Source organism: Saccharicrinis carchari (assembly GCF_900182605.1).
In the GTDB taxonomy this organism is placed as follows: domain Bacteria; phylum Bacteroidota; class Bacteroidia; order Bacteroidales; family Marinilabiliaceae; genus Saccharicrinis; species Saccharicrinis carchari.
The window spans coordinates 1-17,548 of record NZ_FXTB01000011.1 but is presented as its reverse complement, the minus strand read 5'-3'; the positions used below and the strand labels follow the sequence as shown (position 1 = coordinate 17,548).

17 protein-coding genes are annotated in these 17,548 nt (G+C 42.1%); 8 read left to right on the top strand and 9 right to left on the bottom strand.

Annotated elements, in window-relative coordinates:
• Positions 1–29 precede the first annotated feature (29 nt).
• Complete coding sequence (locus tag FN809_RS15600; RefSeq protein WP_142534465.1) at positions 30–1,181, top strand: DUF4831 family protein; 1,152 nt, start codon at positions 30–32, stop codon at positions 1,179–1,181.
• 187 nt (positions 1,182–1,368) lie between these two features.
• Here the strand turns inward: FN809_RS15600 and FN809_RS17795 are convergent, their stop codons facing one another.
• From FN809_RS17795 to FN809_RS15585, 4 genes are all read right to left on the bottom strand, one after another.
• Positions 1,369–1,527, bottom strand: a complete 159-nt coding sequence (locus tag FN809_RS17795; RefSeq protein WP_185957584.1) for a hypothetical protein — start codon at positions 1,525–1,527, stop codon at positions 1,369–1,371.
• Positions 1,528–1,626: 99 nt separating this feature from the next.
• Positions 1,627–2,907, bottom strand: coding sequence for a voltage-gated chloride channel family protein (locus tag FN809_RS15595; RefSeq protein ID WP_142534464.1), 1,281 nt, complete (start codon positions 2,905–2,907; stop codon positions 1,627–1,629).
• 6 nt (positions 2,908–2,913) lie between these two features.
• On the bottom strand, positions 2,914–3,396 hold the full coding sequence (locus tag FN809_RS15590) for a PaaI family thioesterase (RefSeq protein WP_142534463.1): 483 nt from the start codon (positions 3,394–3,396) through the stop codon (positions 2,914–2,916).
• Between the two features lie 311 nt (positions 3,397–3,707).
• Positions 3,708–4,214, bottom strand: a complete 507-nt coding sequence (locus FN809_RS15585) for a ferritin (RefSeq protein WP_142534462.1) — start codon at positions 4,212–4,214, stop codon at positions 3,708–3,710.
• A 232-nt stretch (positions 4,215–4,446) separates the two neighbouring features.
• On the opposite strand from FN809_RS15585, the gene accC reads away from it, so the two are divergent.
• The 4 genes from accC (at position 4,447) to tal (ending at position 9,086) form a co-directional block, all read left to right on the top strand.
• Positions 4,447–5,952, top strand: coding sequence for an acetyl-CoA carboxylase biotin carboxylase subunit (gene accC, locus FN809_RS15580; protein WP_142534461.1), 1,506 nt, complete (start codon positions 4,447–4,449; stop codon positions 5,950–5,952).
• Positions 5,953–5,962: 10 nt separating this feature from the next.
• Positions 5,963–6,478: a biotin/lipoyl-containing protein gene (locus FN809_RS15575; protein ID WP_142534460.1), complete on the top strand. Its 516-nt coding sequence runs from the start codon at positions 5,963–5,965 to the stop codon at positions 6,476–6,478.
• Between the two features lie 48 nt (positions 6,479–6,526).
• Complete coding sequence (locus tag FN809_RS15570; RefSeq protein WP_142534459.1) at positions 6,527–8,062, top strand: acyl-CoA carboxylase subunit beta; 1,536 nt, start codon at positions 6,527–6,529, stop codon at positions 8,060–8,062.
• 61 nt (positions 8,063–8,123) lie between these two features.
• Entirely contained in the window at positions 8,124–9,086 is a 963-nt protein-coding gene (tal, locus tag FN809_RS15565) for a transaldolase (protein WP_142534458.1), read from the top strand.
• A 165-nt stretch (positions 9,087–9,251) separates the two neighbouring features.
• Here the strand turns inward: tal and FN809_RS15560 are convergent, their stop codons facing one another.
• From FN809_RS15560 to FN809_RS15540, 5 genes are all read right to left on the bottom strand, one after another.
• Positions 9,252–9,587 (bottom strand): MGMT family protein, encoded by a 336-nt coding sequence (locus tag FN809_RS15560; protein WP_142534457.1) that lies wholly within the window; start codon positions 9,585–9,587, stop codon positions 9,252–9,254.
• Positions 9,574–10,362, bottom strand: coding sequence for a tRNA (guanosine(46)-N7)-methyltransferase TrmB (gene trmB, locus FN809_RS15555; RefSeq protein ID WP_142534456.1), 789 nt, complete (start codon positions 10,360–10,362; stop codon positions 9,574–9,576). Before trmB ends, FN809_RS15560 begins: the two co-directional genes overlap by 14 nt.
• 330 nt (positions 10,363–10,692) lie before the next feature.
• Positions 10,693–11,172, bottom strand: a complete 480-nt coding sequence (locus tag FN809_RS15550) for a gliding motility lipoprotein GldH (protein WP_142534455.1) — start codon at positions 11,170–11,172, stop codon at positions 10,693–10,695.
• Positions 11,159–12,340 (bottom strand): PSP1 domain-containing protein, encoded by a 1,182-nt coding sequence (locus FN809_RS15545; RefSeq protein ID WP_142534454.1) that lies wholly within the window; start codon positions 12,338–12,340, stop codon positions 11,159–11,161. The genes FN809_RS15550 and FN809_RS15545 overlap by 14 nt, the downstream gene beginning before the upstream one ends.
• A gap of 38 nt (positions 12,341–12,378) precedes the next feature.
• Positions 12,379–13,515: a DNA polymerase III subunit gene (locus FN809_RS15540; RefSeq protein ID WP_142534453.1), complete on the bottom strand. Its 1,137-nt coding sequence runs from the start codon at positions 13,513–13,515 to the stop codon at positions 12,379–12,381.
• Positions 13,516–13,738: 223 nt separating this feature from the next.
• On the opposite strand from FN809_RS15540, the gene FN809_RS15535 reads away from it, so the two are divergent.
• The 3 genes from FN809_RS15535 (at position 13,739) to FN809_RS15525 (ending at position 16,242) form a co-directional block, all read left to right on the top strand.
• Complete coding sequence (locus FN809_RS15535; protein ID WP_142534452.1) at positions 13,739–14,518, top strand: radical SAM protein; 780 nt, start codon at positions 13,739–13,741, stop codon at positions 14,516–14,518.
• A gap of 99 nt (positions 14,519–14,617) precedes the next feature.
• Complete coding sequence (locus FN809_RS15530) at positions 14,618–15,616, top strand: glycosyltransferase (protein WP_142534451.1); 999 nt, start codon at positions 14,618–14,620, stop codon at positions 15,614–15,616.
• 170 nt (positions 15,617–15,786) lie between these two features.
• Entirely contained in the window at positions 15,787–16,242 is a 456-nt protein-coding gene (locus FN809_RS15525) for a hypothetical protein (protein ID WP_142534450.1), read from the top strand.
• Positions 16,243–17,548: the final 1,306 nt, after the last annotated feature.

Here is a 17,548-nt window from a genome sequence, read left to right as displayed (position 1 = left end):
CGTGCTGTTAAAGAGTAAAATAACAAACAATGATTATATACCTTTTTGATAAAACACTAAAAAACATAGAAATGAATAATTCCAAAAGATTGATTTTTGGCCTGATACTTAGCCTTTGCGTGTCATCGGCACTGTTTTCGCAAAAAAGAGGATCGGTAGCGGTAGATGTCAAACCGGCCACTCTGGTGGCGGATGACGGTCAATCACTCATGTACATGCTTCCAAAAACTGTTATACAGGTGGATATTGTTATGGAAAAGCGCATTATGAAAGCGGGTCCTTATTATCGCTATTCGCAGCGCTTTTTAAACTTGGATAAGGCTATTGCCGAAGATAGTGAGGAGTGGATTATTAAAGAGGTACGTATAAGTACATCCGGCAAAGCCGATGAGAGCAAGCGGTTTAGTGTGATTGCTACAGGTAACACCTCGGCACACCAGTTTAATTTAAACCCTGAAGGCGTGCTAACAGGTATTAACAATGCCCCGGTGTTCACCACAAAGCTTCCCGAGATTAAGAATCCGGCAGTTCCTATGCTGGCCGATATTAATTTTGATAACGTGGCATTAAATGAAGATTTGTTGTATAAAACTTCTTCGGCTGCCATGGCGCAGGAAGCCGCAAATATGGTTTATAAGTTGCGTACAAGCCGGATAGAATTGCTATCGGGTGAGTTGGAGAACTTGCCACCCGATGGGGAGGCTTACAAAACTATCCTGAAGGAGATCGAAAAACAAGAAAAGGATTTTGTATCTCTTTTTAGTGGTAAAACAATTTCGACGATCCAAACACAACGTTTTGAACTTACCCCCGATATACAAAGTAGTTATGCCAACCATGTATTGTGCCGTCTTAACAAACAAAAAGGGTTGGTAGATGCCATGGATATAACCGGAACACCTATTTATTTAAAACTCGATATAGCACAAAAGGAGAATCCTAAAAGCACACAAGCCGAACCTTCAAAAGATGCGGTTAGAAACGGCTTGTTTTATACAGTGCCATCATGGGGTACAGTGCATATTGTAGATAGAAACATCACCATAGCTTCCCAAAAAGTTGCTTTGGCGCAATATGGTCAAGTGGTTTCCATGCCGCCGTCTATCCTCGAAAAAGAAGGTGTTGTGATTGATGTTTCACCGGTTACGGGAGCACTCATTTCAGTGGGTAGTAAGCAGTAAACGGTATCCGCAATAGGGCGTTGCGCATGGTAGGCAAAGCAATGGTGCGGCCTGCCATAAGTTATTTTAAGAAATTCAATATCCGTTTTTCGATTCGGAATCAAAGGAGGCAGCGGCTTCGTTAACAATAGGTATGTGGGAGATGTTTACACATGGAGCTTGTCTGGTATAATATAAGCGCGGGTTTTTATAAGGGATAGTACCTTTTAAAGTATGTAGCTGGGTTCGATAAGGTAGGTGCCCCCTTAATAGGCGCTTCGTCCTCATCGAATATTTTTAAAAAATTGCCTGTTACATGTACAAACCACATGATTAGGAAGCGTTGTGCATAAATTTTATTGTGCATTCCTTATATTAGTTAACGCAATACCACGCACTAAGCCACTATGGTGTGGTTTATTCTTATAATAACTACTCAGGTGGGTAGGGGTGCTACCTTATGTTTTTACAATTCATTTATTTTTTTTCCTTTGTCGGAACCGAATAATAGGCTTTTAGGGCTTCCGATAATTTGCTCGCCGTAAATACCGGTATGCCCCGAAAAGAGGTAAGCCGTAACGCAGGCTATACCTATAAACACGCCGGCGTCGGCTCCAAATAGTTCAATACCCATTAAAGTGCAAGCGATAGGCGTATTGGTTGCCCCCGAAAAAACGGCTACAAAACCCATGCCTGCAAGCAGCGCCACAGGCAGAGGAATAAATAGTGCCAGCGCACTGCCCAGTGTGGCACCGGTAAAAAATAAGGGCGTTACTTCACCTCCTTTAAAACCGGCACCCAGCGTAAAAGCGGTGAACAATATTTTGAGTAGAAAATCGCTGAAAGGCAATTGATGGTTAAATGATTCCACGATGACCGGAATACCCAGTCCAATCCAACGAGTTCCCACCGCCCAAACAGCTAAAGCAATTACTATTCCGCCAAGCAAAGGACGAAAGGGGGGGTATTTAATTGTTCTTTTAAAAAGAGCGCCCCAAAAATGGGTAGCATTGGAAAACAACATGCCGGCCAATCCAAAGCATATGCCTGCCAGTAAAGCCCATAAAAGCTGAGGAGCCCATAAATCTGGTACAACAGGGATGGAATAAGTGGTATGATGTATGGGCCATAGCTGTGCTGCCTCGTTGGCAAAAATGGCTGCCAAAAAACTGGGTACAATCGCATCGTAACGCATCCTCCCTACCACAAAAACTTCTAAGGCAAATACGGCACCTGCCAAAGGGGTGCCAAATATGGAGGCAAAGCCGGCACTAACACCGGTAATTAATAGTATTTTTCTGTCAGAAGAATTTAACCTGAATATCTTCGTAAACTGGTCGGCAATAGCACCCCCCATTTGTATGGCTGTCCCCTCTCGTCCGGCCGAACCACCAAATATATGTGTAGCTACCGTGCTAAACAACACCAATGGAGCCATTTTTAAGGGGATGATTTTTTTGGGGCTATGGAATTCTTCCAATATTTGGTTGTTACCTTTCACTACGGATTGTCCCAAATAATAGTAGGTCATACCTATCGCGAGCCCACCCAAGGGCAACAAAGCGATTATCCAAATGTTATGCTCTCTGAAATCGGTGGCCCACTCCAAGGCAATTAAAAATATGGCAGATGCCGAACCAGCCAGCAAACCCACTAAACCGCACAGCAATATCCATTTGCCAAGGTACAAAGCCGAGGGAACAATTCCTTGAGGTATGTTTTGCCTGAAGCGATTTTTAAAACCCATTAAAAATTATTTTTCGTAAAACGCTTCAATACCGGGATAGTTGTATTCCATTTTGGCTTTTTGCTGCGAAAGCAAAAAATACGTGACCGTTGCAATGGAGCAAACGGTACCTTGATAATCCTGAATAAGGGTATTTATCTTAACCAACCTGCGGTTGGGACTTTCTAAGCGTGCTTTTATGGTTATCTCTTCACCACTTATCATCAACGGCTTTTTGTACTGAACTTCCATATTGGAAGTAACCCCCATAGTCTGGCACTTGGTATAAACCACCCAACTGGCTATTTCGTCGTGCAGCGTGGCCTGTATGCCACCGTGCACCACGTTCATATATCCTTCAAATTGTTTTTTGGGTAGCCATTTTGCTATTATTTCTTCTCCTGCATCCCAAAATTCTAACTGTAAGCCAATGGGGTTTTGGGGGGAACAACCGAAACATTTATGTTGATGTTGCGGATTGTTGACGAATGGATTGACAATTTTTTTCATATTTTTTAAGGTTAGCCGAACGCTGATGTATGGACTTATTTTAATTCATAATCCTCCTGCATATGGCAGGGCAAATGCTGCGACTTTATTATTTCAGCTTGTGCCAAATTAATCATGCGAACAGTAAACGTTTTTCTCTTAAATAAAGTAAAAACCGAAAAAGAGAACATTCTCCTTTCCGGCTTTTTGTATTTGGTTACTGAGAACGATCTATCCGCATCCCGCACTCGAATAGGAGGGAGAAAAGCCATCGCTGTTTGCCTCTCACATACGGATTAGCCAACACCGACACTTCGTATGCCTAACGCCGTCTATTCCTGGCTGGCCGGCACATCACCTCTCATACCTACAATATCGCGATCGAACATGTATAGGTTATGTCCATCGAGTAGCTTAAGTTTGTCAATAATGGCCATAACCGAAGCTTCTTCCTCCGTTTGTTCATTCACAAACCATTGTATCCAATTATGGGTTGTAAAGTCCTTCTCGTCGAGGCACACGCCTACAATTTCGTTGATACTTGCGGTAACATAACGTTCGTGCTCTAAAGTTTGCTCAAAAACTTCTTGTACGTTTTTATAATTTGTAGGTGGTTGCTTTATGGCTGGAATAACAGCTTTTCCGCCTCTTTCGTTTACATACTTCATAAACTTGAGCATGTGCATCTTCTCTTCTTCTGCCTGGGCATACATCCACTTCGATACTCCCTCGAATCCGTTGGTTTCGGCCCACGATGCCATCGACAAATACAAGTTGGAGGAATAGGCTTCTTTCTCTATTTGTTTTACTAAACTATCTTCTACCGTTTTTTTTAACATAACTATTGTTTTTACGATTATTTTTATTCTGAATTTCAAATTTACGATAATTCATTTAGAATGCATAATCAAACAGAATTAGTATTTAACCTGAACTATTTATATATCATTTGGTTTAGTTTTTACTACTTCGGCGATAGGGAATATTCGAAATGATACATATTAAAAGACTTGTAAGTATTTAATTTTAAAAATAAGTTCATATATTAAACGGTCGTAAAAAATCAATTGGATGATTAAAAAAATTTTAGTGGCCAACCGGGGCGAAATAGCAGTGCGTATTATGCGATCGTGCCGCGAAATGGGTATTAGATCCGTGGCGGTATTTTCCGAAGCCGACCGTACTTCTATGCACGTAAGATATGCGGATGAAGCCTATTGTATTGGTGCCTCGCCTTCAAACGAAAGCTATTTAAAAATAGATGCTATTTTAAAGGTAGCAAAGGAAACCAAGGCTGACGCCATACATCCGGGTTACGGGTTTTTATCCGAAAACGCAGATTTTGCCCGGGAAGTTTTGGGTATGGGAATCATTTTTATAGGCCCGGGGCCCCAGGCCATTCTGGATATGGGAGATAAAGTTACAGCCCGTAAACTAATGCAGCGTTCCGGTGTGCCTGTTGTTCCCGGAACCGAAAAGCCGTTGTCAAAGACCAAGGATTTAACTTCTGTTGCCAAAGAGATTGGTTATCCCATTATGATAAAAGCGTCGGCCGGTGGTGGCGGTAAAGGTATGCGGTTGGTAACGGACGAGTCGCAACTTCAGTCCTCCTTCGATATGGCCCAATCCGAAGCCTTGTCTTCGTTTGGTAACGACACGGTTTACATCGAAAAATACATCGAATCACCCCACCATATCGAGTTTCAGATTTTAGCCGACCAATATGGCAATACCATCCATCTCTTTGAACGCGAGTGTTCCGTGCAACGGAGGCATCAAAAAGTGGTGGAGGAAACGCCATCGCCCCACATGACCCCCGAGCTGCGACTTAAAATGGGTCAGTATGCCATTAAAGCTGCCCAATCGGTTAACTACGTAGGTGCCGGAACCATTGAGTTTTTGGTAGACGATAAGCATAATTTCTACTTTTTGGAGATGAACACCCGCTTGCAGGTGGAGCATCCCATTACAGAGCGAGTAACTGGTATTGATATCGTAAAGGAGCAAATAAGGATAGCCGATGGCAATCCGCTAAGTTATACACAGGATCAGGTGCTTATGCATGGTCATGCTATTGAGTGCCGTATTTATGCCGAAGATCCGAAAAATAACTTTATGCCTAACCCGGGCGTGATAAAGCATATTACAGAACCCTTGGGCTTGGGGGTGCGAACAGACGGTTACGTTTATAAAGGATATGAAATTCCTATCTTCTACGACCCCATGATATCCAAGCTTATCATTTGGGCTAAAACACGCAACGAAGCTATCGACCGGATGAAAAGGGCGTTGTACGAATACAAAATTACCGGCGTAAAAACATCCATCCCCTTTTTGGAAAAGATTATGGAAACCCCGGATTTCAGAAATGGTACCTACGATACGCACTTTATCGAAAAAAACAAGCCATATCTGCATATAGAGGAACCATGCGATTACGAATCGCAGGATATTGCCATGTTTGTAGCTTACCTGGACTTTATGAAAAAGCAGGAATATAAAGTGCGCGACAACGTGACCAATAAGCCGTCGCCATGGAAAGAATTCGGTAAAAAAAGAAATATGCTTAGATTTTAAATATCCCCTTATGCCTTTAGAATTAAAAGTTAAAGACAGAAAAGTAAAAATTGAGGTACTAAAACAAGAAGGCTGTATTTACCATGTGCTTATCGATGGTAAAGCGTATAGCCTTGATGTGTTGCAGGTTGAGTCGTCGGTTTATTCTATACTGCACAATGGAACTTCTATCAATCTGGAGATGATTGAGGACAATCACCCCAACCATTACAAAGTGAATACCCGTAACGATCAGTTTAAAGTGGAGGTCATCGACCCTTCTACCCGGTATAACGTGGCTTCGCGCAATAATGCTAAAAGCAGCGATCGGGAGATTATTTCGCCTATGCCGGGCCGCATTGTACGCATTATGGTTAGTGTGGGCAGCTTTATAAATGAGGGAGATACCGCTCTTGTAGTTTCGGCCATGAAAATGGAAAGCGAATTTAAAGCGCCTATATCGGGCATAGTGCGTAAAATTAATGTTGCGGAGGGCGATACCGTAGATGGCGGCATAACGCTGGTGGAAATTGACCCGCAAGAATAATACGAGCATTAATACCGCTAAAGTTTGTTCAACCTATAAAATAACATCATGCAATCATTAAAGGATAAATATAAACTGTATGAAGATAAAAACAGAGCGGCAGAGCAGGGAGGCGGAAAATCGCGAACCGATAAACAGCATAGTGCAGGCAAACTTACTGCACGGGAGCGCATAGCCGTTTTCTTGGATCGGGGTACCTTTGTTGAGCTGGACAAGATGATAACCCATAGATGTGTTAACTTTGGTATGGAAAAACAGCATATACCCGGCGATGGTGTAGTGAGTGGATACGGAAAAGTGGATGGGCGTTTGGTGTACGTTTTTGCTCAGGATTTTACCGTTTTTGGTGGGTCGTTGAGCATTACCAATGCCAAAAAAATTATAAAGGTTCATCAGCTGGCCCTCAAGATGGGTGCCCCGCTAATTGGTCTTAACGATTCCGGGGGTGCCAGGATTCAGGAAGGAGTGCAAAGCTTGGCGGGCTACGGCGACATTTTTTATCTTAACGTGAAAGCTTCGGGCGTAATACCCCAAATATCGGCCATTATGGGGCCCTGCGCAGGCGGAGCCGTGTACTCACCTGCCCTAACCGATTTTATTTTTATGGTGCAAAACTCGAGTTACATGTTTGTTACCGGGCCTGAGGTTATAAAAACCGTTACACACGAAGATGTGAGCAAGGAAAGTCTGGGTGGGGCGGTAACCCACAACGCAAAAAGCGGTGTAGCCCACTTTGTGGGTGATGATGACGAACATACCCTTTTAATGATACGTGAGTTGCTCAGCTTTCTTCCCAGCAATAACATGGAAGAAACGCCTATTGTGCCTACCGGTGATAAAAGCGACAGGGAGGAAGAGAAGCTTCAGGAATTGATTCCTTCGGATTCCAGCAAAGCATACAACATGCTGGAGCTAATAACCGCCGTGGTGGACGACAGGCATTTTTTTGAGGTGATGCCACTTTACTCAAAAAATATGATTACCGGATTTGCTCGTTTCAACGGTCGATCGGTAGGTATTGTGGCCAACCAGCCGGCTTTTTTGGCAGGAGTGCTCGATATTGATTCCAGTGTAAAGGCAGCACGTTTTGTGCGTTTTTGCGATTCGTTTAATATCCCTGTGGTTACCTTTGTGGATGTACCCGGGTTTTTACCCGGCATAACGCAAGAGCATGGTGGTATTATTAAACACGGTGCCAAGCTATTGTATGCCTATGCCGAAGCAACCGTGCCTAAAATAACGGTGATTACCCGTAAAGCCTATGGAGGAGCTTATGATGTAATGTCGAGCAAGCATTTGATGGCTGATGTTAACCTGGCTTTTCCCACGGCCGAAATTGCCGTTATGGGACCCGAGGGAGCAGTAAATATAATTTTTCGGAATGAGGCCAAAGAGGAAAGAGCCCAAAAGGTGGAGGATTACAGAGAGAATTTTGCCAATCCTTATCGGGCTGCCGAATTGGGTTATATAGACGAAATAATTATGCCGCGCGAAACCCGTAAAAAAGTCATACAGGCTTTGGATATGACGCAAAATAAAAGTGAAGCAAATCCACCTAAAAAACATGGTAACATGCCGTTATAATACGTATATTTAGGGTAGCCATATAATTATCATTCATCTCTACCCAATAAAGTATTATAACATGAATGCATTGGAACAGCTAAAAAAAATGACCACGGTAGTAGCCGATACCAGTGATTTTGAAAGCATGAAATCGTTTAAACCCCAGGACGCTACTACCAACCCATCACTCATTCTTAAAGCAACCGGCATTTCTCAATATCGGCCTTTAATAAGCGAAGCCGTTAAATATGCGCAAAATAAGGCCGATGTGCCCGATCAACAGCTTAGCCTTGCTATGGATAAGGTTGCCGTTAACTTTGGCACAGAGATATTAAAGATTGTTCCGGGAAGGGTATCTACCGAAGTGGATGCCAGATTAAGCTTTGATACGGAGGGTAGCATAGCAAAGGCACGCGAGATAATTGACCTGTATGAGATTGGGGGTATACCCCGAAGCAAGGTACTGGTGAAGTTAGCCTCCACCTGGGAGGGGATCCTAGCCGCCGGTGAGCTTGAAAAGGAGGGCATACATTGCAACCTCACGCTTCTGTTCAGTTTGGCACAAGCCGTAGCATGTGCCCAGGTAGGGGTACAGCTCATATCCCCATTTGTAGGGAGGATTTACGATTGGTATAAAAAAGAAAGGGGCCTTGATCATATCGAACCCAAGGACGATCCGGGTGTTTTGTCGCTTACGGAAATATACAACTACTACAAAAAATTTGCCTACGATACTGAAGTGATGGGAGCCAGCTTCCGAAATATTGGCGAAATACTTGAGGTGGCTGGTTGCGACTTGTTAACTATTTCTCCCCATTTAATGAAGCAGTTGGAGGACTGTTCCTCACCTGTTTCCGAAAAGCTTTCAGTTGCAGCTGCACAAAAAAAGGAAATAAAAAAAATAGAGATGAACGAGCTCCGCTTTAGGTGGATGATGAACGAAGATGCCATGGCCACCGAAAAACTGGCAGAGGGCATCCGGAACTTTGCAGCGGATACGCTTAAGCTCGAAAATAGGATTAAAGAGATGTTGGAGATTTAGGTTGTATTTTTTGATAAGATGATTTTTGTGGTAAGAGTTATCTGCTGTGAACCAACTGGTGAGGGGCGAATGTGGCCATATCGGCAATTTTAATAACTTAATAACGATTCGTTTTTTACAGGGATTTCGTAAATATGACCTCGTACCGCATAGCTTGATAAGCACTTACAAGTCATCCAGTTCCTTTGGATCCCAAAAATATTTTTCAAAATCCTTCACCTGATTATTTACGACGGTAAGCCCTTCACTTTCAAGCAATTGCTGCATGATGTTTTCGCCGGGGAAGGCTGCCTTGCCGCTTAGCAGCCCATTCCGGTTGAGTACGCGGTGGGCAGGGATAGGTTTGGCCGAAGCACCACTTTTGTGCAAGGCCCAACCCACCATCCGGGCTGCTCCGGCCGATCCCAGGTAGCTGGCGATGGCTCCGTACGATGTTACTCGGCCGTAAGGAATTAGTTGGACCACCTGATGTACTTGCTTAAAAAAATCACCTTCCACCATAGGGGCTGTTAGCTTTTGGGGTCTTAGCTTCTTCCGGCATTTTACTTCCCCGGTTATAACTTCTGTACTCGTCGAACTCAATTTCGATATCGGGTTCGATTAATTCTTTTCCCGGGGGGATGGAAAAGCGAATGTACTTAATGGGGATGCCTTGTTCGTGGAACTGCGACTCGTAAAATGTTTTAATGGCCAGCACTTTATCTACTGCATCACTATTGTATAAATCTGTTGTGTTTACTTCTTCCTTTAGTCCGTTCTCTTTAACTACCGCATTGCTGTAGGTGTATAAAAACTTACTGTCGGTTTTAAGGTGGATAATGCCACCGGGTTGTAGCAGTTGCCTGTAATAATTCAGGAAGCGAACCGAAGTTAAACGCTTACGCGTTTTCTTCATTTGCGGATCGGGAAAGGTAATCCAGATTTCATCAATTTCGCCCTGGGCAAAAAAGGAAGTAATCAATTCAATTTTAGCTCGAATAAAGGCCACATTGTCCATGCCTTTTTTTAAAGCCTGGGTGGCTCCGGTATAAATTCGGGCACCTTTTATATCTATACCAATAAAATTTTTGTCGGGAAACAATTCGCCCATCCCTACCGTATATTCACCTTTCCCACAGCCCAGCTCAAGCACAATAGGGTTGTCGTTTTTAAAGAAGGACTTGTTCCATTTGCCTTTCAAATAAAAGTCTTCCCTGTTGGCCTCATCAAATTTAGCCTGAAATACATGTGCGTAAGTTTCTAACTTCGCAAACTTATATAGTTTGTTTTTACCCATTTTTTATTTTAAAGTTTAGAAAATAACACAATTAGAAAATCATAATTGTTTATTGAGAAATTTATATCAATTAAACCACCCCGGCTGATAGTATATAACTCACGCTGCCGCTTCGCAACCACTACCTTCTTTGATATGCTCTGGTGCAAGTGTATGGCCCGGATCCTTGAAGTAATTGCGATACGAAGGTGGAGAAGCTTACCGCGAAAACATTGGAGGAGGTGGATTTATTGTAAGCGTATCCACTCACTAACCAACTTGTATTAACTGATTAGTCAAATGCCTTCCCTGTTTGTCAACAGCAATGATTCAACTGTTAGCATTCCATTGTTATTCCACCTCCATCATTTTTATACCTACACCGGCCACACCTGATAAAACAGTATCACGCATCCCTTGTACCACGTAATACTTGTACACGCCGGTTTCCGGAAAACGTATGTTCAGTTTATAAGGGTGCATGCTCGAGAATACTTTTGACCCCCAACTGTTTTTACCATACCATTGTCCGGCATCATTTGCCAGTGGGCAATCTACTGTATCGCGTTGTACATGTCCCGATGGCGAAATGGCGTCTACAAAAAACCATATGTTGCTATAGCTATAGGCATCGGTATTTTCAACCTCCAGCAATAGATGATAGGACTTATTTAAATCGGTAACATTACTTTTAAAAACCGCCACGGTATCCTTATGCCATCCCGTTGGTGGTAGGGGTACGGTATTTTCGTAAACCATGTTTGGCCCGCACGATAACAGGCCTGTCAGCGAAATAAATGCGCAGAATATCGCTAAATTAATTTTTTGCATTGTTGTCCCTATTTTTATTTCTGGGATTATTCCTGGGGTTGTTTCTACTGGTATTTCTGGTGTTTGACTTTTTTTTACGTTTTTTCCTGTTTCTGTTATCCCCTTGCTTTTTTGGTTCATCAAAGCGCGATATGCTATCTTCGCCCACCACATTCTCGTAATCTAAAGCTTTCGTCTCTTTAAGTGCTGCATTTACCTTCTTATCCAATAATGTTTCGGGTTTTGTTGCTTTGCGGTTTAAACGTATCACCTCTTTAACACGATCTACCGAAAGCTCTGTAAGGTTAGCAGCCATGTGTCTGTCAGTGGAATACCACATCAATCGCTTAAATATATCAGTTTTAAAATGATAATAAGTACTGTCCTTTGTTTCGAGTGGGATGTTTGTACGCGGAAAATCTTTTTGGGCATCGATGTAAGCGTCCAGCTCATAGTTTAAGCAGCACTTCAGCTTTCCGCATTGTCCAGCTAATTTTTGAGGGTTCAGCGATATTTCCTGGTAACGCGCTGCATTAGTGGTTACCGAAACAAAATTAGTGATCCATGTAGAGCAGCAGAGTTCGCGACCGCAAGGGCCTATACCTCCTATACGGCCTGCCTCTTGCCGCGCACCTATTTGGCGCATTTCAATACGTACTTTAAACCTGTCGGCCAGTACCTTTATCAGTTGACGAAAATCCACCCTTTCGTCGGCGATATAATAAAAAATGGCCTTGGTTTTATCGCCCTGGTATTCCACATCCCCAATCTTCATATTTAGGTTGAGGTTCAGGGAAATACGACGGCTCTCAATCATTGTTTCGTGCTCCAGTTTCTTTGCCTCTTCCCATTTTTCAAAATCAACTGGTCGGGCATGCCTGTACACTCTAAAAAATTCGTAGTCCTTTATGTTTAAACGATTTTTCTTCATTTGCATCACGGCAATTTCTCCGGTGCAGGCTACCGTTCCAATATCGTGACCCGGTGAGGCTTCCACGGCCACCACATCGCCTTTTAGCAGGTGTAATCCATTGCTGTTTCTGTAATAACCTTTGCGTGTGTTTTTAAACTGAACTTCTACTATATCTGAAACATTGCCACTGTCGGGTAAATCGGCCAACCAATCAAAAACATCTAATTTGCCGCACCGGTCAGAGCATGTGCTACACTTTGACTGTACTTCTTCCATTTTTACTTTTTTTAAAAGGCCATAGCCTTGCGTATATATTAATTGCCCTCCTTAATCGAAATGATCAATTTGAGCCCCAAATCGAACAGGACAATTTTGCTGTTCCCGTTCTGTCCTATGTGCGAGTCGGCCAAAGCAAAATCTTCGGCAATCGTCATCGCATTTTTATCATTAATAAAAGGCGAAAATTTTTTCGACCACTCCAGTTGATGAGGAGTGAGATAAACAATATCATCTTGTTTAAAGTTCATGATATAATTTTCGCGTATCATGTTAATGGCGTAATTTAAAAAATTACGCTGTCTTTCTCGCGGCTGGCGACTCATTTCTTCTACCCATTTGAGCAGGTCGCTTACTTTGCGACTGTAGCTGTGCCGCATCATGGTAATAAATCGATCAAAGAAAAACTCGTTCTCTTCGCTCATCTCTACTTGCTGGCGTCCATAAATCAGATTGCCATTGGCCACTTTTGCAGCCCCCACTGCTTCTTTCTGCGAAATATCGAATTTGTCAATCAGGTAGTTTTCTATATCGACTTGTTCGAAGGCGGGTATTTTTAATTGCTGGGTACGTGAGAGAATGGTACCTATCATATCGTCCGGCTTGTTCGAAACCAGTATAAAAACAGTACCATGCGAAGGTTCCTCCAGTATTTTAAGCAGCTTGTTGGAGGTGGTATCATTCATTTTTTCGGGCAGCCATACAATCATCACTTTGTGCCTGCCTTCAAAAGTTTTAAGACTTAACTTGCGGATAATCTCCGAGCTTTCAGCTGTAAAGATGGCGCCCTGTTTATTGTCGCCTTCTTTGCGTATGCAGTTTAGCCAGGTGGGTAAGTCAAAATAGGGCGATTGATTGACCAGTTGCCGCCATGGCGCAATAAAAGTATCGCTTACCGGGTTGCTTGCCGAATTGCTTTTAATAACGGGGAATACAAAATGAAGGTCGGGGTGTACCAGTTTAGCATATTTTTTACAGGACGAACATGCGCCACACGAATCAGTTTCTGTGGGGTTCAGGCAATTTAAATATTGGGCAAAAGCAATGGCCAATGCCAATTTTCCGTTGCCCTCGGGGCCTGTAAACAGTAAGGAATGGCTCACCCGGTTTTCCTGCACCATCCGCAGGAGCCTCCGTTTTGTATCTTCCTGTCCTACAACTTGTTTAAACAACATTTATCTGCTCCGTTAATTTTGAAATCTGCCAAAGATAATAAAATAGCTAAAGATATAAACTATCCATAATACGCCCTGTGCTTTACGGCAGGCTAATCTCAAAAAAGGGAAAAGCTACTTTTTTGGAGCTTGGCCGAGGTAATGATTTATAAAGAAAACCACATTATACAAGGTGTGGCTTTTAACTTTTAGCGTACCTTTGTGTTTTAAAAATTAAAATAGCATGTCAACTTTCCTTTTCGATAAAATAATATTTGGGCCGGTAAAAAGTCGCCGGCTGGGTGTTTCGTTGGGAGTGAATTTACTACCCGTTAACAAAAAAATATGTACCTACGATTGCATTTATTGCGAATGTGGCTTTAATGGCGACCATGCCGCAGCCATACCTCAAATGCCCAAGCGCGAAGAGGTAAAGTACGAATTGGAGAAAGTGCTAAAGGATATGCAACGTAAGGGCAAAGCACCCAATGTGATTACTTTTGCGGGCAATGGGGAGCCTACTATCCACAAAGATTTTGCTGCTATCATCGAGGATACCATAGCCCTGCGTAACTCCTATTCTCCGCAGGCCCGAATAGCCGTCCTTTCTAATGCTACCATGACCCACAAACCATCAGTTTTTGAGGCACTGAAAAAAGTGGACGACAATATTCTTAAATTGGACTCCGGACTTGAAGAAACAATTCGTTTGCTGGATAAACCACAGTCGGCTTTTACCTTAAGTGGGCTGGTGGACAACCTACGCAAGTTTGACGGACAGCTGATAATACAAACCATGTTTGTTCAAGGGCATTATAATGGTCGCGAAGTGGATAATACCACCAACGAAAATGTTGACCCCTGGCTTAATTTGTTAAAAGATATAAGGCCTAAGAGTGTGATGATATACACAATTGAGCGCGACACGCCTGTAGAAGGATTAATTAAAGTTCCGTTACAAGTGCTCAAGCAAATTGCCCGTAAGGTTGAGGAGTTAGGTATTCCTACGCAAGTATCCGGTTAATTGGATTGAGGAATGGGCTAAAAATAGTTAGTACCTACGCTCGAATAAGCTGCCATATTTTTTCAGAATATCGAAGAAAAAAATTAGGACTGAGTTGTATTGAAAAAACAGCTAAAATATTTGGTTTGCCCCTTAAATTGGGGCTTGGGACATGCCAGCAGAATGATACCCGTAGTTAACGATTTGTTAAAGCAAGGGAATAAGGTTATTCTGGGGGGGGATGGGGACGCACTTCGCCTCATGTCAAATGAGTTTCCGGATTTGCAAACGGTTAGCATCCCCGATGTTGAAGTGCGTCTGGGACACAAGACCATATGCTGGAGTCTTTTGGGCTTGGTGCCAAAAATGATATACTCATCCTTCCGCGAGCACTGCATTCTAAAACGCCTAATAAAGTGTACAGCCATAGATGTGGTAATAGCTGACAACAGGTATGGGCTGTGGAATAAAAAGATAAAATCGATTTTTGTAACGCATCAATTGATGCTAAAATTACCCAAAGCCTTAAAAATATTAGAATATCCGGTTCATCTGCTCATTAAAATGGCCGTTGCACGTTTTGATACTTGCTGGGTGCCTGATTATGCCGATAGGCAGAACTCCCTCAGTGGCGATTTAAGTCATAAGTACGCATTGCCACGCAATACAACTTTTATTGGCCCACTCAGCCGATTTGCACAGGCTAAACAGGTGAGTACAGACCGCAGCTTTAAGGTAGTTGCTGTACTATCTGGTCCTGAACCTTTACGCAGTGAGCTGGAGGAGGAATTGAGGGCGGTACTTTCGCACAGCCATGCATCTGCCCTTATTGTTCAGGGAAAACCCTCAGAAAGAAAACAATACACAACAGTTGGAAACATCACCTCGGTACCTCATTTGGATACTTTAGAGCTTCGGGCAATTTTAAAAAAAGCACACACAGTCATCTGCCGCTCAGGCTATAGCTCCATCATGGATTTGGAATATTTTAAAAGCAAAGCAATCCTTATTCCTACTCCCGGTCAAACCGAACAGGAGTATCTGGCCCTACATTTAACCCATAAACACCTTACAATCAATCAAACAGATGTAAAAGTGCAGTTGATTAATTATTTGTAGCTTACGCTTGCTTTTAAAGGGCATCAATAGGATTGTGCATATAAGTGTAACTTTTCAGGCTGGGCTTCGTTTTAAGGAGTATTCATCAAATAGATATAACCATTTACCGTAAAATAAGGTAAAATTGACACAATGGGTTTTTGCCCTGTATAACTCCTAAAAACAAAGAAATGACATATATAATTATTGTTTTGGTAGTTGCAACAATATGCGCTTTGTTGTTATTCCATAAACACATCCTTAGGTTAATAGCCGAAAAAAAAGCATTGCCCGAAGTTGAAAAGGTATTATTTACACATAAGCAAGTAAATAAAGCACAGGTGTTGCAAAGCATTCATAGTTTTACCAACAACAGATTGAGCAACGAGATGGCCATGGATTACTTTTACAAAATTAAAGGTTTACAAATGCTAAATACAGGTCAGCCCATTAATTTTTGGATAAAAACCTACCTTACTACACCCCCAAAAATAAAATTGAACTACTTTGAGCAAGTTAAGTTTTATGAGACTTTTTTAAATTATCCCCGTATAAATAAGGAAGCAAACCAAACATCATTAACAAAAGTCCGGACGCACATGAAGGCGCCAATCATTAGAAAACTTGCACCCCAGAAAATGGCATAGTTAGTAAGGTGTATTAACAAAAATTACTATATATTATAGAGAGCCAACCGGCTGTTGTACTTGCACTTTGTTTGAACGTAACTGTACTTTTTTTGTGCTGCTAAAACCCTGTAGGCATATTTTTTATACTGGTGGTAAGCCATTGTAGCAGTAAGCTGCTTTAACTACAAAAAGCATATTTCTACAAGTGCATTACCTTGGAACGCTAGTTTTGGCTTAAAAACAAGCCCATGACTTTTCCTCATCGCTCGCCCACGATAGCTGGCAAATACAAAGTACACCTCTAATTGCAGTAATAACCCGGCATACTGAAAATAGAAACGCTGGGCGTTCCCCTCCGTGCAATATTTCTTTTAAAATTGCGGTTTGTGCTGTCGGGTCGGGCTTTCCGCTATAATCTTTTTGCTCGTACCACACAAAAAGGATTTCCGCTGCAATCCCTAACGCAATGAGGTTCCGGTCTGCTAACCCTACCTTACGCTGTCGGGTGTATTCATATTTGCAAAAGTCAAAGCTCCAACCTCTAATCCCCTAAATTCTAACTTCTAACTTCCAACCTCTAGCTTCTAACTTCTAACTTCTTACTTCCAACTTCTAACTTCCAACCTCTAATCCCTAACCTCTAATCCCTAATGTCTCGTCGCTCAATTCCGGCAAATATTTTTTTTCTTAGGCTAACCATTTGGTCGTTTAGCTTTTAAGTGTTATCTTGCTTGTCTGCTTAAAAAAAACTTGCGATTAATATTTGGAGGTTTAAAAATAAAGCAGTTCTTTTGCATCCGCTTTTGGGAAACACGATGGGTTAACGAGTCTGTTTCGCTCCCTAAAAAATGCCTCACTTTTTTGCAACATAAGAAGATGAGAAGTTCTAAGGGAGCAGCGCGTTAAAAAGCAGTTATAACAACATATTGAGAGAACCAAAACCGTTTTATGGCGGTATTTTTTTTGGCGTAAAAGAGGTAAGAAAAATAAACTTCAAATTATTTCAAAAAACATTTGGAACTTAAAATTTAAAAGTGTTATCTTTGCAGCCGCTTAAAACGGAGCTGATTTAATGAAATAGCTCAGAGCATCCCCCGGATGGGAAGCATTACTTTTTTTAAGAAAAGAAGATGCTAAAGTCCAACGGAGGAACGCAAGTGTTTAAAGCGAATAACAAGATTTAGAACTGGGCCACGGCTCAAGACGAAATAAAAAGAAGTCAGATGTTAACTGTTCACTGACACAAAAGTTCTTTGAAAATATTGGAATGCACAAAAGGAAAAAAAAGTAGAGTGATTCTTTGAGCAAAACTCTTGTAAAGAAT

Coding starts and splice junctions, on each gene's coding strand:
- FN809_RS15595 (WP_142534464.1), bottom strand. CDS start 2,907: ATGGGTTTTAAAAATCGCTTCAGGCAAAACATACCTCAAGGAATTGTT.
- FN809_RS15590 (WP_142534463.1), bottom strand. CDS start 3,396: ATGAAAAAAATTGTCAATCCATTCGTCAACAATCCGCAACATCAACAT.
- trmB (WP_142534456.1), bottom strand. CDS start 10,362: ATGGGTAAAAACAAACTATATAAGTTTGCGAAGTTAGAAACTTACGCA.
- FN809_RS15550 (WP_142534455.1), bottom strand. CDS start 11,172: ATGCAAAAAATTAATTTAGCGATATTCTGCGCATTTATTTCGCTGACA.
- FN809_RS15525 (WP_142534450.1), top strand. CDS start 15,787: ATGACATATATAATTATTGTTTTGGTAGTTGCAACAATATGCGCTTTG.
- FN809_RS15540 (WP_142534453.1), bottom strand. CDS start 13,515: ATGTTGTTTAAACAAGTTGTAGGACAGGAAGATACAAAACGGAGGCTC.
- FN809_RS15545 (WP_142534454.1), bottom strand. CDS start 12,340: ATGGAAGAAGTACAGTCAAAGTGTAGCACATGCTCTGACCGGTGCGGC.
- FN809_RS15585 (WP_142534462.1), bottom strand. CDS start 4,214: ATGTTAAAAAAAACGGTAGAAGATAGTTTAGTAAAACAAATAGAGAAA.
- FN809_RS15560 (WP_142534457.1), bottom strand. CDS start 9,587: ATGGTGGAAGGTGATTTTTTTAAGCAAGTACATCAGGTGGTCCAACTA.
- FN809_RS15575 (WP_142534460.1), top strand. CDS start 5,963: ATGCCTTTAGAATTAAAAGTTAAAGACAGAAAAGTAAAAATTGAGGTA.
- tal (WP_142534458.1), top strand. CDS start 8,124: ATGAATGCATTGGAACAGCTAAAAAAAATGACCACGGTAGTAGCCGAT.
- accC (WP_142534461.1), top strand. CDS start 4,447: ATGATTAAAAAAATTTTAGTGGCCAACCGGGGCGAAATAGCAGTGCGT.
- FN809_RS17795 (WP_185957584.1), bottom strand. CDS start 1,527: ATGCACAATAAAATTTATGCACAACGCTTCCTAATCATGTGGTTTGTA.
- FN809_RS15535 (WP_142534452.1), top strand. CDS start 13,739: ATGTCAACTTTCCTTTTCGATAAAATAATATTTGGGCCGGTAAAAAGT.
- FN809_RS15570 (WP_142534459.1), top strand. CDS start 6,527: ATGCAATCATTAAAGGATAAATATAAACTGTATGAAGATAAAAACAGA.
- FN809_RS15600 (WP_142534465.1), top strand. CDS start 30: ATGATTATATACCTTTTTGATAAAACACTAAAAAACATAGAAATGAAT.